The organism is Salinarimonas sp. (assembly GCF_040111675.1).
GTDB lineage: Bacteria > Pseudomonadota > Alphaproteobacteria > Rhizobiales > Beijerinckiaceae > Salinarimonas.
Window position 1 is genome coordinate 4,540,329 of the sequence record NZ_CP157794.1, and the last position, 14,931, is coordinate 4,555,259.

The following is a 14,931-nucleotide window of genomic DNA, read 5'->3' on the forward strand; positions in this document are numbered from 1 at the left end:
CGCGGCCCGGTCAGCCCGCCTTCGCCACCCCGATCTCGATCTCGCCGCCCTTGAGCGCGCCCTTCGAGACGAAGCCCGCGGGCGTGCCCTCGGTCCAGCGGATGGCGGAGGCCAGCGTCTCGCCGGCGACCATCTGCTCGAAATCGGAGACGTCCTCGCGGGCGCCGGCCTCTCCGCGCAGCTCGAGCACGATCCGGTCGGCGACGTCGAGGCCCGCGTCCTTGCGCGCGGTCTGGACGAGGCGGATCAGGTCGCGGGCGACGCCCTCGCGCTCGAGGCCTTCGTCGAGGGCGGTGTCGAGCACGACGACGCCGGTGCCGGACGCGAAGGGCATGGCGTCGACGCCGCCCTTGGCCTCGAAGCGGAACTGGAACTCGCCCGGCTCGATGATCGCGCCCTCGACGACGACGCGGCCCTCCTCTCCCGGCGTCCAGGCGCCCTCGAGCCCCGCCTTGCGCACGACGCCGAGCGCCTTGCCGAGCCGCTTGCCGACCTTCGGGTCGACGGCGACCACGGTCTTGCCGAAGCGGCCGGGATCGTCGACGAGCTCCACCGCCTTGACGTTGACCTCGTCGGCGATGAGGTCGCGCATCGGCTCGAGCGTGGCGCAATCGGCATAGGCGATCGTGAGCGTGCGCAGCGGCTGGCGCACGCGCAGGCCCTTGTCGGTGCGGATCGAGAGCGCCGCCGAGCAGACCTCGCGGGCGAGGTCCATGCGGCGCACCAGCTCCGCGTCCGCCGGCAGCGCGTTCGCGTCCGGCCAGTCGGCGAGGTGGACGCTCGCGCCGTCGCACAGCACGGCGTGCATGTGCTCGGTGAGGAAGGGCAGGAAGGGCGCGAGCGCGCGGCTCGCCGTGACGAGCACGGTGTAGAGCGTGTCGTAGGCGTCGCGCTTGTCGTGCGTGATCTCCGCGCCCCAGAACCGGTCGCGCGAGCGGCGGATGTACCAGTTGTTGAGCGTGTCGATGAAGGGCAGGTAGGCCGCCGTCGCGCGCGGGATGTCGAGATCGTCCAGCGCGCCCTCGACCGCGCGCACGAAATCGCCCGTCTTCGCCAGCACGTAGCGGTCGAGCTCGCCGGCGGCGTCGGTGCGGAAGGTCGCCTCGTAGCCGTCCGTGTTGGCGTAGAGCGTGAAGAAGTAGAACGCGTTCCACAGAGGCAGCATCACCTGCCGCACGGTCTCGGCGATGGCGCGCCCGTCCTTGGGCATGGCGAGGTCGCCGCCGGCCAGCAGCGGCGAGGAGACCATGTACCAGCGCAGCGCGTCCGCCCCGTGCGTGTTGAACACGTCGACCGGGTCCGGATAGTTCTTCAGGCGCTTGGAGAGCTTCTGCTTGTTCTCGTCGAGCACGACGCCGTGGCAGATGCAGCTCTTGAACGGCGCGCGGTCGAAGAGCGCGGTGGAGAGCACCATCAGCGTGTAGAACCAGCCGCGGGTCTGGGCCACGTACTCGACGATGAAGTCGCCGGGGAAGTGGCCCTCGAACCACTCCTTGTTCTCGAACGGGTAGTGGACCTGGGCGAAGGGCATCGAGCCCGATTCGAACCAGCAGTCGAACACGTCCTCGATCCGGCGCATCGTGGACTTGCCGGTCGGGTCGTCCGGGTTCGGGCGCGTGAGCTGGTCGATCGCGGGGCGGTGCAGGTCCTCGAGCTTCACCCCGAAGTCCCGCTCCAGCTCCTCGATCGAGCCATAGACGTCGATGCGCGGATAGGCCGGGTCGTCCGACTTCCACACCGGCAGCGGCGAGCCCCAGAAGCGGTTGCGCGAGATGTTCCAGTCGTGCGCGTTCTCGAGCCACTTGCCGAAGAGCCCGTCGCGCACGTGGTCCGGCACCCACTTGATGCCCTGGTTAAGCTCGGCCATCCGGTCGCGGAAGGCGGTGACCTTCACGTACCAGGACTGGACGGCCTTGTAGATCAGCGGCTGGTCCGTGCGCCAGCAATGCGGGTAGGAGTGGTCGTAGCTCTCGTGGCGCAGCACGCGGCCCGCTTCCTTGAGGTCGCGGATGATGTCCTTGTTGGCCTCGAAGACGTTCTTGCCCGCATAGGGCGGCACCTGGTCGGTGAAGTTGCCGGCGAGATCGACCGGGTCGATCACCGGGATGCCGGCGGCGGTGGCGACGCGCATGTCGTCCTCGCCGAAGGCCGGGGCGAGGTGAACGACGCCCGTGCCGCCGTCGAGCTCGACGAAGTCGCCCGCGATCACCTGGAAGGCGTTCGGCGCGCTCTCGAAGAAGGGGAAGAGCGGCGTGTAGCGCCGCCCGACGAGCTCGGAGCCCTTGATCGTGCCCACGACCTCGTAGCCGTCGAGCTCCTTCGCGTAGGCCTCGATCCGCGCCTGGGCCAGGATCGCGCGCTCCTCGCCCTTGGCGAGCACCGCGTAGTCGGCGTCCGGCGCGACGGCCAGCGCGAGGTTCGAGGGCAGCGTCCAGGGGGTCGTCGTCCAGGCGTAGAGCTTGGGCGCGATCTCCTCGCCCGGCGCCTTCTCCAGCGAGAAGCCCACCGTCAGCGCCGGGTCCTGGCGCATGCGATACGAGTTGTCGAGACGCGTCTCGAAGTTCGAGAGCGGCGTCTGCACGGCCCAGGAATAGGGCACGACGCGGTAGCCCTCGTAGATCAGGCCCTTGTCCCACAACGTCTTGAAGGCCCACAGCACGCTCTCCATGAAGGAGCGATCCATGGTCTTGTAATCGTTGCGGAAATCGACCCAGCGGCCCTGGCGGGTCACGTAGTATTCCCAGTCGTCGGTGAACTGGAGCACCGAGCGTCGGCAATGGGCGTTGAAGCGCTCGATGCCGTATTCGACGATGGAGTGGCGGCCGGAGAGGTTGAGCTCCTTCTCCGAGTGCAGCTCCGCCGGCAGGCCGTGGCAGTCCCAGCCGAAGCGCCGGTCCACCGCCTTGCCCTTCATGGTCTGGTAGCGCGGCACCAGATCCTTGACGAAGCCGGTGACCAGGTGCCCGTAATGCGGCAGGCCGTTGGCGAAGGGCGGGCCGTCGTAGAACACGAACTCCTTGGCGCCCGCCTCCTTGCGCTGCTCGATCGAGCGCTCGAACGTCCGCTCGCTCGTCCAGCGCGCGGCGACCTTCTGCTCGAGGTCGGGAAAGTTCGGGTTCTGCTCGACGGGCGGGTAGGCGCGGGTCACGGGTCGGCCTCGTTCTTACGGAAGACCCGGTGAGTTAAGCGTTCCCGCGCGGCGATGCAATAACGGGAAGGGGATGCTAGAGGGGCAGCTCGGGCTGCGGATCGTCCGGCAGGCCCGTGAGCTCGATCACCGCGACTTCCTCTCGAACGAGAGCGAGCCGGTCCGACCCGCCGGCAATCACCTCCGCGAGAGCAGGTGAAGGCAGCAAGACAGTCTCGCCCCGGCTGCCGACGGTCTCGAGGAACCGCCGGACGCGCCGCGGGCCACTCTCGATATGTCGCATTGCGCCGCCGGGCGCGATGAGGAGAACGATCGCATTCGCGTCGAGCACGATCATCAGCGGCGCAAGTCCCTGATCGCTTCGACGAGGTCGGCAGCGTCTTCATCCGAGAGATGGCGACCTGCGCGCGCCAGAACCTCGGACAGCGGCGTATCTTCGAGGAGCTCGAAAGAGGTGGCGGTGACTGCCTCCAGAGACCAGCGTCCCGTCTCGTCGCGGCGCCATTTTCCCTCGCCTGCAAGGCGCATCGGCTTCTGAAAATGTCGCCCGAGCTCGGAGGCCAGGGCTGCCGGAACGAACACGCGCCCGGCGCTTCGTCCCTCGTCCTCCAGACCGACCCCGACCGGGTCACCCCCGCCTTCCAGCCGGGTCAGCCGGCCTTGGATCTCGACGTGGTCCCGAACTTCGATGGGCTCCGACCGGCCTTCACGGCCCGGGAAGGAGATGATCTCGCCACCGGAGAGAGGAAGACGCGCGGTCGCCTCGTCGCCGGCGAGCAGACCATTCAGCTGTCGAAACGCCCGCACCGCGTCCGGCGACCCGGCGCCCGTCGAGGCGCCGACGAGGCGCGGCTCGATCTCCCGAGCGCAGTCCCGTGGCGCGCAGGCCTGAATGACGAGACTCCCCTCGAAGACGCCTTCGAGGCGGACATGCTCGGTCGAGCCCAGCAGGGCGGCGTACGTGCCGATGTACTCCGCCAAGCGTCGCATGGGCAGCGCCGTCGGCGTCAACCCTTCGATCGTCAGAGGATAGGTGATCGTAGCGGCGGCCATCTCCCGGGACCCCGAAATTGCGGCTTTATGATATCACGCCCTCACGGGATCGCCAGCGCCTCCTTGCGCCCGGCCCCGCACGAACCCACTTCCCTCCCGCCGCGAAACGTTATACTAGAACATCGCTATGACGCACCCCGCCTCTCACCCGCACGGCCGCCACCGCCACGATCACGCGCCGCGCGCCCATGCCGCGACGCCGACGCTGTCGTTGCTGCGGCTATCGGCCGGCCGGCGGCTGGCCGGGGTCGGCGGGGCCTTGGCGCTGCTGTGGATCGCGATCCTCGCGGTGATCGGCTGGATCTGACGATGACCGCGACCGCCATCCTCTTCGAGAACGTCACGCTCGGCTACGGCCGGCACCCGGCCGTGCATCATCTGGAGGGCGTCATCGCGCCGGGGAGCCTCACGGCCATCGTCGGCCCGAACGGCGCGGGCAAGTCGACGCTCCTGAAGGGGGTGGTCGGCGCGCTGAAGCCGCTGCAGGGGCGCATCACCCTCTCCACCGGGGCGCGCACGCGCATCGCCTACCTGCCGCAGGCGTCCGAGCTCGACCGCACCTTCCCGATCTCGATCTACGATCTCGTCGCCATGGGCCTGTGGGCGAAGAGCGGGCTGTTCGGCGGCATCGGCCGCGCGGACCGCGACCGGATCGAGGCGGCGATCGCGGCGGTGGGCCTCGCCGGCTTCGAAACCCGCGCCATCGGCACGCTGTCCGGCGGCCAGATGCAGCGGGCTCTGTTCGCCCGCCTCCTGCTGCAGGACGCCTCGCTGATCCTTCTCGACGAGCCCTTCACCGCCATCGACACCAAGACCACGGCCGATCTCCTCGCCCTCGTGCGCCGCTGGCACGACGAGGACCGCACCGTCGTCACCGTGCTGCACGACATGGAGATGGTGCGCGGCGCCTTTCCCGAGACGATGCTGATCGCCCGCGAGCTGGTCGCCCACGGCGCGACGGACGAGGTGCTGCGCGCGGAGAACCTGCTCGCGGCGCGGCGCATGGTCGAGGCCGCGAACGATCGCGCGCCGGTCTGCGCGCGGGGCTGAGGCGGCCATGCTCTACGACGCGCTCCTCGCCCCCTTCGTCGAATTCGAGTTCATGCGCCGGGCCCTGGTCGGCGCGGTGGCGCTCGCGCTCGGGGCGGGCCCGATCGGCGTCTTCCTGATGCTGCGGCGCATGTCGCTCACCGGCGACGCCATGGCGCACGCGATCCTGCCGGGCGCGGCGATCGGCTTTCTCGTCTCGGGCCTGTGGCTGCCGGCGCTCACCTTGGGCGGCTTCGTCGCCGGCGTCGCCGTGGCGCTGCTGTCGGGCCTCGTGACGCGGGTGACGCAGCTCAAGGAGGACGCGTCCCTCGCGGCCTTCTATCTCGTCTCGCTCGCGCTCGGCGTCACCATCGTCTCGCTCAAGGGCTCCAACGTCGACCTGATGCACGTGCTCTTCGGCACGGTGCTGGCGCTCGACGACCAGGCGCTGATCCTCATCGGCGCGATCACGACGGTGACGCTCGGCGCGCTGGCGCTGCTCTACCGGCCGCTCGTGCTCGAATGCGTCGACCCTGTCTTCCTCGGCTCCGTGAGCCGGGCGGGGCCGGCGGTGCACCTGATCTTCCTCGTTCTCGTCGTCGCGAATCTCGTCGGCGGCTTCCAGGCGCTGGGCACGCTGCTCGCGGTGGGGCTGATGATGCTGCCCGCCGCCGCCGCGCGGTTCTGGGCCTCGGACGTCACCGGCATGATCGCGGTCGCGACCGGCACGGGCGTCGCTTCCGGTGCGGCGGGGCTGCTCCTGTCCTATCATTACGAGCTGCCCGCCGGCCCGGCGATCATCCTGGTCGCGGGCGGCGCCTATCTCGCCTCGCTCGTCTTCGGCAAGGAGGGCGGCCTCTGGCGCCTCGCCTTCCCGGGGCGGCATCTCGAGGCGTAACCCTTTCGATCCTTCATCACGTCACGACGCAGGAGCTTCTCATGCGAACCAAGTGTAACGTTGTAACGTTGCTTTCCACCGTCGCCCTGGCCGCGTCGCTCGCGACGCCGGCTTTCGCGGAAGAGAAGCTGCCGGTGGTGGCGACCTTCTCGATCCTGGGCGACCTCGTCGCCAACGTGGGCGGCGAGCGGGTGGAGCTCACCACCCTCGTCGGGCCCGACGGCGACGGGCACGTCTACTCGCCGACGCCCGCCGACGCCCGCCGGGTGGCGGACGCCGAGGTCGTGTTCGTCAACGGGCTCGAGTTCGAGGGCTGGATCGAGCGGCTGATCGCCTCCTCGGGCACGAGCGCCACGATCGCGGTGGCGAGCGAAGGCGCGAGCCTCGTCGAGACGCAGGAGGCGCACAGCCACGGCGAGGACGATCACGCGCACGATCATGATCACGACCACGACCACGCGCACGACCACGCGCACGACCACGACCACGACCACGACCACGACCATGATCACGACCATGCGCACGCCGACGGCCACTTGCACGGCTTCTACGACCCGCACGCCTGGCAGGACGTCGAGAACGTCATGGTCTACGTGACCAACATTCGCGACGCCTTGATCGAGGCCGACCCGGACGGCGCCGATGCCTACCGGGCCAATGCCGAGGCCTACCTCGCCGAGCTGGAGGTCCTCGACGCCGAGATCGCGGCGGCGATCGCCACGATCCCGGAGGAGCGTCGCACCGTCGTCACCAGCCACGACGCCTTCGGCTATTTCGAGCGCGCCTACGGCCTCGACTTTATCGCGCCCCAGGGCGTGTCCACCGAATCGGAAGCCTCCGCCCGCGACGTCGCCATGCTGATCACCCAGATCCGCGAGACGGGCGCCGACGCGGTCTTCGTCGAGTCGATCACCGACGAGCGCCTCATCCGCCGCGTCGCCGACGAGACCGGCGCCGAGATCGGCGGCACGCTCTATTCGGACGCGCTCTCCGGCCCCGACGGCCCCGCGCCCACTTACATCGACATGATGCGTCACAATATAAGGACCCTGAGCGAGGCCCTCGCCCCCTGAGGGCCTCCCCGTCCCTTTCCATCGCGACCGCGAGCCTGCCCCATGTCAGACGACAAGATCCCCGTCACCGTGCTCACCGGCTATCTCGGCGCCGGCAAGACGACGCTCCTCAACCGCATCCTCACCGAGGAGCATGGCAAGCGCTACGCCGTCGTCGTCAACGAGTTCGGCGAGGTGGGCATCGACAACGACCTCGTCGTGGGCGCCGACGAGGAAGTGTTCGAGATGAACAACGGCTGCATCTGCTGCACCGTGCGCGGCGACCTGATCCGCATCATGGACGGCCTGATGAAGCGCAAGGGCAAGTTCGACGCGATCATCGTCGAGACGACCGGCCTCGCCGACCCGGCGCCGGTGGCCCAGACCTTCTTCGTCGACCAGGACGTCTCCGAGAACGCCCGGCTCGACGCGGTGGTCACGGTCGCCGACGCCAAGTGGCTCTCCGAGCGGCTGAAGGACGCGCCGGAGGCGAAGAACCAGATCGCCTTCGCCGACGTGATCCTGCTCAACAAGGCCGATCTCGTCTCCCCGGACGAGCTCGCCGAGGTCGAGCGCCGCATCCGCGCCATCAACCCCTACGCCAAGCTCCACACGACCGAGCGCTGCGCGGTGTCGCTCGACGCCGTTCTCGGCCGCAACGCCTTCGACCTCGAGCGCATCCTCGAGATCGAGCCCGACTTCCTGGAGGAGGGCCACCACCATCACCACGACGAGGAGATGCAGTCCGTCTCCGTGACGCTCGACGGCGAGGTGGACCCCAACAAGTTCATGCCCTGGATCTCGAACTACACCCAGGTCGAGGGGCCGAACATCCTGCGCTGCAAGGGCATCGTCGCCTTCCCGAACGAGCCCAGGCGCTTCGTCTTCCAGGGCGTGCACATGATCCTCGACGGCGACGTCCAGGGCGAGTGGAAGCCGGACGAGCCGCGCCGGTCCCGCGTCGTGTTCATCGGCCGCGACCTGAAGCCCGACGAGATCCGCCAGGGCTTCCTCGCCTGCGCGGCGTGACGAAGACGGGGCGAGCCCGATCGAGCTCGCCCCTTTCGGCCGAGGCGTATTCGGTGCGGCTCACCGCGCCGTCTCGCCCTCCATCTCCTCCTCGGACATCGGCGTCATGCCCGTCGCGCCGGTCGCCTCGGGGGTCTCCTGGTAGGTCACCTGCCAAAGCGTGCCGGAAACCTCGTCGGCGACGATCAGGGCGCCGTCCGGCATCACGGCGAGATCCGTCGGGCGCCCCCAGACCACGGCGCGCTCGTCGCCCTCGACCCAGAAGCCGGTCATGAAGTTCTCGTAGCCGCCCTCCGGCTCGCCGTTCTGGAAGGGCACGCGCACGACCTTGTAGCCGGTCGGGTCGGCGCGGTTCCAGGATCCCTTGAGCGCCACGAAGGCGTCGCCGCGATAATCCTGCGGGAACATGTCCGCGTCGTAGAAGGCGAGGTTCATGGCCGAGGAATGCGCCTCGAACATCACGTCGGGCAGGAGCGTCGCCTCCACCTTCTCCGGCGCGCGGTCGGCGAATTCGGGCTGCTCCAGGCCGCCCGCATAGGCGTAGGGCCAGCCGTAGAAGCCACCCTCCTGCACCTGCGTCAGGTAGTCGGGCACGAGCTCGTTGCCGAGCCCGTCGCGCTCCTGCACCACGGCCCAGAGCGCGCCCGTCTGCGGATGCAGCGCCATGCCGATCGGGTTGCGCGTGCCGGACGCGTAGGTGCGCTGGTTCGAGCCGTCGAGATCGAAGGCCTGGATCGTCGCCCGCGGCTCCTCCTCGACGGCGATGTTGCCGGCCGAGCCCACGCCCACATACATCACGCCGGCCTCCTCGTCGCGCAGGAGCGAGCGGGTCGAATGCCCGTTCGCCCCGCCGAAGACGCCCTGCTCCGTCACGGCGAAATGATCCATCGGCCGCTGCGGCTCCCGTTCGCCCTCGGGTACGTCCTCGAGCGCCTGCGGCATGAAGATCTCGCCGCCCGTGGCGCGGATCTCGCCCGCGGCGTAGGGCACGCGCCAGATGCCGCGGGTGTCGGCCACGAGGACATGGCCGGCATGCGCGCCCTCGTCGATCTGCGCGAGGCCGTAGGGCTGCTCGAAGCCGGTGGCGAACAAGCTGACCACCTCGGCCTTCCCGTCCGCGTTCTCGTCGCCGAGATACATGACGTCGCCCTGGTACTGGCGCGCGACGAGAAGACCGCCGCCGTCGAGGACGAAGAGCTTGCGCGGGCCGTCGAGCTCCGCGAACAGCGAGACGTCGAAGCCTTGCGGAACGGTCGGCGTGCGGCCGTCCCGGGAGACGACGAGGGCGGGGTTGCGCACGGCCTCGTCGGGCTGCGGCGGCGGCAGGTCCGCGGCCTCGACGCGGAAGCGCTTGCCGATCTCCTGGTCCTGCATGGCGGGCACGACGGGACTCGCGGCGGCGTCGCCGACGGCGGCGGCCCCACCCTGAGCGTGCGCCGCGGGTGCGGCGAGAAGAGCGGCGAGGCTGGTGGCGGCGAGAAGGCGCGTCGTATGCTGCGTCACGGGGCGATCTCCGTCGGCTGGAGGGAATGGCGTTCCTCGGGCAACCGGAGGGGACCGTCGCGGTTCCCGCGCGCGATCGTCGCCCCCGCCCGGCCTTCCCCCGCCGTGGCCGACGCGCCATGTTCGGCCGAGCGCTCACGGGCCGGAGGACACGATGAACGACCAATCCCACCGCTTCGGCGGAAACGGCGGCGGCGCGAGGAACGTGCTCGGCGGGCCGCTCGCGCTGTGCTGCTCGGCCCCGCGCACGGGCTTCTACCGCGACGGCTATTGCAACACGTCCGCCGAGGACGTGGGCACGCACGTGGTCTGCGCGGTGGTGACGGACGCATTCCTGCGCTTCTCCCAGGCGCGCGGCAACGATCTCCTCACGCCGCGCCCCGAATTCGACTTTCCCGGACTGCGGGAGGGCGACGGCTGGTGCCTGTGCGCGCTGCGCTGGAGGGAGGCGCTGGAGGCGGGCGTCGCCCCGCCCGTACGGCTCGAGGCCACGCACGCCCGCGCCCTCGACCTCATCCGATTGGAGGACTTGGAGGCGCACGCGGCCTCGGATTAGGGTCCGCGCATGTTGCGATGCGGGAACGCCGCCCCGGCGGGCGGCGTTTCCCGATCGAGAGAGAGGAACGATGCCGGTTTTCTACTTCCACATCCGCTCCGACCGCGGCGTCCACCCGGACACCGACGGCGTGCGCCTGCCCGACGACGAGTCCGTGCGCAAGGAAGCCATCGACCGGGCGCTGATCGAGATGTCGGAAGGCGTGAAGCACGACGAGGACCGGGCGACCTGGTGCTTCGACGTCCGCGACGAGCAGGACCGCCGCGTGCTGGAATTCCCGTTCAAGGAGGCGATCCCGACGGCGTGAGCCCCGGCGTTGCGCATGCCCCGCTCCGGAAACAGAGAGCCCCGCGACCGTCTCCGGCCGCGGGGCTCTTCATGTCGGGCCTTCGCGCCCGCGGCTCAGGCCGCGAGCGAGCGCAGCACGTAGTGCAGGATGCCGCCGTTCTTGTAGTACTCGAGCTCGTCGAGCGTATCGATGCGGCAGGTGAGCGGCACCTCGATCGTCGAGCCGTCGGCGCGGGTGATCTCGGCGGTGACCGTCTGGCGCGGCTTGACGTCGGCGAGGCCGCGCAGGGTCACCTGCTCGGCGCCGGTCAGGCCCAGCGACTGCCAGGACGTGCCCTCCTCGAAGACGAGCGGCATCACGCCCATGCCGACCAGGTTCGAGCGGTGAATGCGCTCGAAGGACTGGGCGATGACCGCGCGCACGCCGAGCAGCTTCGTGCCCTTCGCCGCCCAGTCGCGGGACGAGCCCGTGCCGTATTCCTTGCCGGCGAAGACGACCAGCGGCACGCCCTCGTCGGCGTAACGCATGGCGGCGTCGTAGATGTACATCTTCTCGCCGGAGGGGTGGTGGATCGTGTAGCCGCCCTCGACCACGGCGCCGCTGTCGTCCTTCACCATCTGGTTCTTGATGCGGATGTTGGCGAAGGTGCCCCGCATCATGATCTCGTGGTTGCCGCGACGGGTGCCGTACTGGTTGAAGTCGGCCACCGCCACCTGGTGCTCCTGCAGGTAGGCGCCGGCGGGAGAGGCGACGCGGATGTTGCCCGCGGGCGAGATGTGGTCGGTCGTGATCGAATCGAGGAAGAGGCCCAGCACGCGGGCGTTCTCGATATCGGTGATCGGCTCGGGCTCCTTGGTGATGCCCTCGAAATACGGCGGGTTCTGCACGTAGGTCGAGCCCATCTGCCACTCGTAGGTCATGCCGCCCTCGACCTCGACCTTGCGCCAGTGGTCGTCGCCGGTGAAGACGTCGGCGTAGCGCTCGCGGAAGAGCTTGCGCGTGACCGTGCGGTCGATGAACTCCTGGATCTCCGCGGCGGAGGGCCAGATGTCCTTAAGGTAGACCGGCTTGCCGTCCGAGCCCGTGCCGAGCGGCTCGCTGGCGACGTCCACCAGCATCGAGCCGGCGATGGCGTAGGCGACGACGAGCGGCGGGGAGGCGAGATAGTTCGCCCGCACGTCCGGATTGACGCGGCCCTCGAAGTTGCGGTTGCCCGAGAGGACCGAGACGGCGACGAGGTCGTTGTCGTTGATCGCCTTCGACACCGGCGCCGGCAGCGGGCCGGAATTGCCGATGCAGGTGGTGCAGCCGAAGCCGACCAGGTTGAAGCCGAGCGCGTCGAGATCGTCCTGCAGCCCGGCGTCCTGGAGATACTCCGCCACGACCTGCGAGCCGGGGGCGAGCGAGGTCTTCACCCAGGGCTTGACCGTGAGGCCCTTGGCGACCGCGTTGCGGGCCAGCAGCCCCGCGCCGATCATCACGGACGGGTTCGAGGTGTTGGTGCACGAGGTGATCGCGGCGATCACCACGTCGCCGTGGCCGATGTCGAAGTTGGTGTCCTCGACCTTGTAGCGCTTGCCGTCGAGCGCCTTCTTGAACTCGCTCTCCATGGCGCCCTCGAAGGCGCTCTTGGCGTTGGTGAGGAGCACGCGGTCCTGCGGGCGCTTCGGGCCGGCCATGGACGGCACGACGTCGCCCAGATCGAGCTCCAACGTGTCGGTGAAGACCGGGTCCGGCGTGTCGGCGGTGCGCCACATGCCCTGGGCCTGCGCGTAATCGCGCACCAGCGCGATGCGGTCCTCCTCGCGGCCGGAGACCTCGAGATAGTCGATCGTGCGCTGGTCGATCGGGAAGAGGCCGCAGGTCGCGCCGTATTCCGGCGCCATGTTGCCGATGGTCGAGCGGTCGGCGACGGGCATGTCGGCGAGGCCGGGCCCGTAGAACTCGACGAACTTGCCGACCACGCCCTTCTTGCGCAGCATCTCGGTGACGGTGAGCACGAGGTCGGTGGCGGTGACGCCTTCCTTGAGCTTGCCGGTGAGCTTGAAGCCGATCACCTCGGGCAGCAGCATCGACACGGGCTGGCCCAGCATCGCGGCCTCCGCCTCGATGCCGCCGACGCCCCAGCCGAGCACGGCCAGCCCATTGACCATGGTCGTGTGCGAATCGGTGCCGACCAGCGTGTCCGGATAGGCGACGTCCTCGCCGGTCTCCGGGTCCTTGCGCACCCACACGGCCTGCGAGATGTACTCGAGGTTCACCTGGTGGCAGATGCCGGTGCCGGGCGGGACGACAGAGAAATTGTCGAAGGCGGACTGGCCCCACTTCAGGAAGCGGTAGCGCTCGCCGTTGCGCTGGTACTCCAGCTCGACATTGTGCTCGCGCGCCTTGGGCGTGCCGAACTCGTCGACGATGACCGAGTGGTCGATGACGAGATCGACCGGGACCAGCGGGTTGATTCGGGTCGGGTCGCCGCCCAGCGCCGCGATGCCGTCGCGCATGGCGGCGAGGTCGACCACCGCCGGCACGCCGGTGAAGTCCTGCATCAGGACGCGGGCGGGGCGGTAGGCGATCTCGCGCCCGGCCTTGCCGCGGTTCTCCAGCCATTCGCCGACGGCGGCGATGTCCTCCTTCGTGACCGTGCGTCCGTCCTCGTGACGGAGCAGGTTCTCGAGCAGGACCTTGAGGGAGAAGGGCAGCTGCGAGACGCCCTTCAGGCCGTTCTTCTCGGCCTCGGTGAGGGAGTAGTAGGTGTAGGTCTTGTCGCCGACCGTGAGGGTCTGGCGGGCCTTGAAGCTATCGAGCGACGTCACTGGCGAATCCTCGCGTGCGCGTTGAACGGACGGTTGGTTTCGGCCTGATGCGCGGGTTGCGCGCGCCGCTCCGGGAGCGCCCGGACTTCTCATGCGCGCGAAAACGGTTAGGACGTCAGTCACGCGGCACGGCGCAGCCGAGGCCCCTATAGTCCATTTGCGCGCGTCGCGCTACACGTCCGAGGTCCAGTTAGGACTAACACTGAAGTGGAACATTCCCGTTGCGTCTCGTCGTCGAGGATCTGGAGAGCCGCCGCTCGGGCCGGCGCGTCTTCGAGGGGGTCTCCTTCGCGCTCGAACCGGGCGAGGCGCTGGTGGTGACCGGGCGCAACGGCGCCGGCAAGTCCACGCTGCTCTCCGTGCTCTCCGGACGCCTGCGGCCGGCGGGCGGGCGCATCCGCGTCGAGGGGGCGGGCGAGCGCACGCTGCCGGAATGCCTCCACCTCGTCGGCCATCGCGACGGGCTCAAGAGCGCGCTCACCGCGGGCGAGAACCTCGCCTTCGCGGCGGCGCTGCTCGGCGCGCGCGGCCTCTCGCCGCGCGAGGCGATGTCGCGCGTCGGCCTGGCGCACGCGCACGATCTTCCCGTCGCCTACCTCTCCGCCGGCCAGCGCCGGCGCACGGCGCTGGCGCGGCTCCTCGTCGCGCATCGGCCGCTCTGGCTCCTCGACGAGCCGACCTCGGCGCTCGACGTCGGCTCGCAGGAGACCCTCGCGACCCTGATGAAGGAGCATCTCGCGGACGGCGGCATGCTGATCGTCGCGACCCACCAGACGCTCGGCCTCGAGAACCCGAAGCGGCTCGAGATCACGCCGGCCGCCGCACGCGCCGCGGGAGCGACGCTCGACGCGGAGGGCGGCTGGTGAGCGCCTTCCTCGCCCTCGTGCGCCGCGACCTCGTCCTCTCCGCCCGCGTCGGCGGCTCGGGCTGGCTCGGGCTCGTCTTCTTCCTGATGATCGTCACGCTCGTGCCCTTCGGGCTCGGGCCGGACCTGAACCTGCTCGCCCGCATCGGCCCCGCCATCCTGTGGATCGGCGCGGTGCTCGCGACCCTGATCGGCCTCGACCGGCTGTTCCAGGCCGACGAGGAGGACGGCTCCCTCGACCTGATGACGGCCTCGCCGCTGCCGCTCGAGGCCGTGGTCCTCGCCAAGGTGACGGCGCACTGGCTGACCACCGGCCTGCCGCTGGCGATCGCCGCGCCGCTCTTCGGCCTCCTCGTCGCCCTCGACGGCGTCGGCATGGCCGCCGTCGCGGCGACGCTGCTGGTGGGGACGCCGGCGCTGACCTTCATCGGCGCGATCGGCGCGGCGCTCACCGCCACGATCCGCCGCGGCGGGCTGATCCTGGCGATCCTCGTCCTGCCGCTGATGATCCCCACGCTCATCTTCGGCGTCTCGGCCGCCAACGCCGCGCGCGGCGGCGACATCCCGTTCACGACCCCGCTCCTGATGCTCGCGGCGATCACCCTGGTGAGCGCCGTCATCGGCACGGTGGGGGCGGCGCTCGCGCTCAGGCAGGGGGAGTGAGCGGCGGCGCCTGCGACATTCGGCCCATTGACG

14 protein-coding genes are annotated in these 14,931 nt (G+C 69.8%); 9 read left to right on the forward strand and 5 right to left on the reverse strand.

Annotated elements, in window-relative coordinates; genetic code table 11:
* Positions 1-10: 10 nt before the first annotated feature.
* From ileS to ABL310_RS21035, 3 genes are all read right to left on the reverse strand, one after another.
* Complete coding sequence (ileS, locus tag ABL310_RS21025) at positions 11-3,148, reverse strand: isoleucine--tRNA ligase (protein ID WP_349368950.1); 3,138 nt, start codon at positions 3,146-3,148, stop codon at positions 11-13.
* A 76-nt stretch (positions 3,149-3,224) separates the two neighbouring features.
* On the reverse strand, positions 3,225-3,485 hold the full coding sequence (locus tag ABL310_RS21030; RefSeq protein WP_349368951.1) for a hypothetical protein: 261 nt from the start codon (positions 3,483-3,485) through the stop codon (positions 3,225-3,227).
* Entirely contained in the window at positions 3,485-4,201 is a 717-nt protein-coding gene (locus ABL310_RS21035) for a hypothetical protein (RefSeq protein WP_349368952.1), read from the reverse strand. The genes ABL310_RS21030 and ABL310_RS21035 overlap by 1 nt, the downstream gene beginning before the upstream one ends.
* A 127-nt stretch (positions 4,202-4,328) precedes the next feature.
* On the opposite strand from ABL310_RS21035, the gene ABL310_RS21040 reads away from it, so the two are divergent.
* Genes ABL310_RS21040 through ABL310_RS21060 form a run of 5 tightly spaced genes read left to right on the forward strand, consistent with a single transcriptional unit; the run spans position 4,329 to position 8,209 of the window.
* A complete protein-coding gene (locus ABL310_RS21040) occupies positions 4,329-4,508 on the forward strand; it encodes a hypothetical protein (protein ID WP_349368953.1) in 180 nt (59 codons plus the stop codon).
* A gap of 2 nt (positions 4,509-4,510) precedes the next feature.
* On the forward strand, positions 4,511-5,251 hold the full coding sequence (gene aztA / locus ABL310_RS21045) for a zinc ABC transporter ATP-binding protein AztA (protein ID WP_349368954.1): 741 nt from the start codon (positions 4,511-4,513) through the stop codon (positions 5,249-5,251).
* A 7-nt stretch (positions 5,252-5,258) separates the two neighbouring features.
* Complete coding sequence (locus ABL310_RS21050; protein WP_349368955.1) at positions 5,259-6,128, forward strand: metal ABC transporter permease; 870 nt, start codon at positions 5,259-5,261, stop codon at positions 6,126-6,128.
* A 41-nt stretch (positions 6,129-6,169) separates the two neighbouring features.
* A complete protein-coding gene (locus tag ABL310_RS21055; RefSeq protein ID WP_349368956.1) occupies positions 6,170-7,201 on the forward strand; it encodes a metal ABC transporter substrate-binding protein in 1,032 nt (343 codons plus the stop codon).
* Positions 7,202-7,243: 42 nt separating this feature from the next.
* Positions 7,244-8,209: a GTP-binding protein gene (locus tag ABL310_RS21060; protein ID WP_349368957.1), complete on the forward strand. Its 966-nt coding sequence runs from the start codon at positions 7,244-7,246 to the stop codon at positions 8,207-8,209.
* Positions 8,210-8,269: 60 nt separating this feature from the next.
* Here the strand turns inward: ABL310_RS21060 and ABL310_RS21065 are convergent, their stop codons facing one another.
* Positions 8,270-9,712 (reverse strand): PQQ-dependent sugar dehydrogenase, encoded by a 1,443-nt coding sequence (locus ABL310_RS21065; RefSeq protein WP_349368958.1) that lies wholly within the window; start codon positions 9,710-9,712, stop codon positions 8,270-8,272.
* A gap of 154 nt (positions 9,713-9,866) precedes the next feature.
* On the opposite strand from ABL310_RS21065, the gene ABL310_RS21070 reads away from it, so the two are divergent.
* On the forward strand, positions 9,867-10,268 hold the full coding sequence (locus ABL310_RS21070; protein ID WP_349368959.1) for a DUF2237 domain-containing protein: 402 nt from the start codon (positions 9,867-9,869) through the stop codon (positions 10,266-10,268).
* A 70-nt stretch (positions 10,269-10,338) separates the two neighbouring features.
* Positions 10,339-10,575: a DUF6894 family protein gene (locus tag ABL310_RS21075; RefSeq protein ID WP_349368960.1), complete on the forward strand. Its 237-nt coding sequence runs from the start codon at positions 10,339-10,341 to the stop codon at positions 10,573-10,575.
* 95 nt (positions 10,576-10,670) lie between these two features.
* On the opposite strand, the gene acnA is transcribed toward ABL310_RS21075, so the two are convergent.
* Positions 10,671-13,370: an aconitate hydratase AcnA gene (gene acnA, locus ABL310_RS21080; protein ID WP_349368961.1), complete on the reverse strand. Its 2,700-nt coding sequence runs from the start codon at positions 13,368-13,370 to the stop codon at positions 10,671-10,673.
* Between the two features lie 221 nt (positions 13,371-13,591).
* Between acnA and ccmA the strand changes: the two genes are divergently transcribed.
* The gene (gene ccmA, locus ABL310_RS21085; RefSeq protein ID WP_349368962.1) at positions 13,592-14,236 is read left to right on the forward strand and encodes a heme ABC exporter ATP-binding protein CcmA; all 645 of its coding nucleotides are present in this window, start codon (positions 13,592-13,594) and stop codon (positions 14,234-14,236) included.
* The gene (gene ccmB, locus ABL310_RS21090) at positions 14,230-14,898 is read left to right on the forward strand and encodes a heme exporter protein CcmB (protein WP_349372099.1); all 669 of its coding nucleotides are present in this window, start codon (positions 14,230-14,232) and stop codon (positions 14,896-14,898) included. The genes ccmA and ccmB overlap by 7 nt, the downstream gene beginning before the upstream one ends.
* Positions 14,899-14,931: the final 33 nt, after the last annotated feature.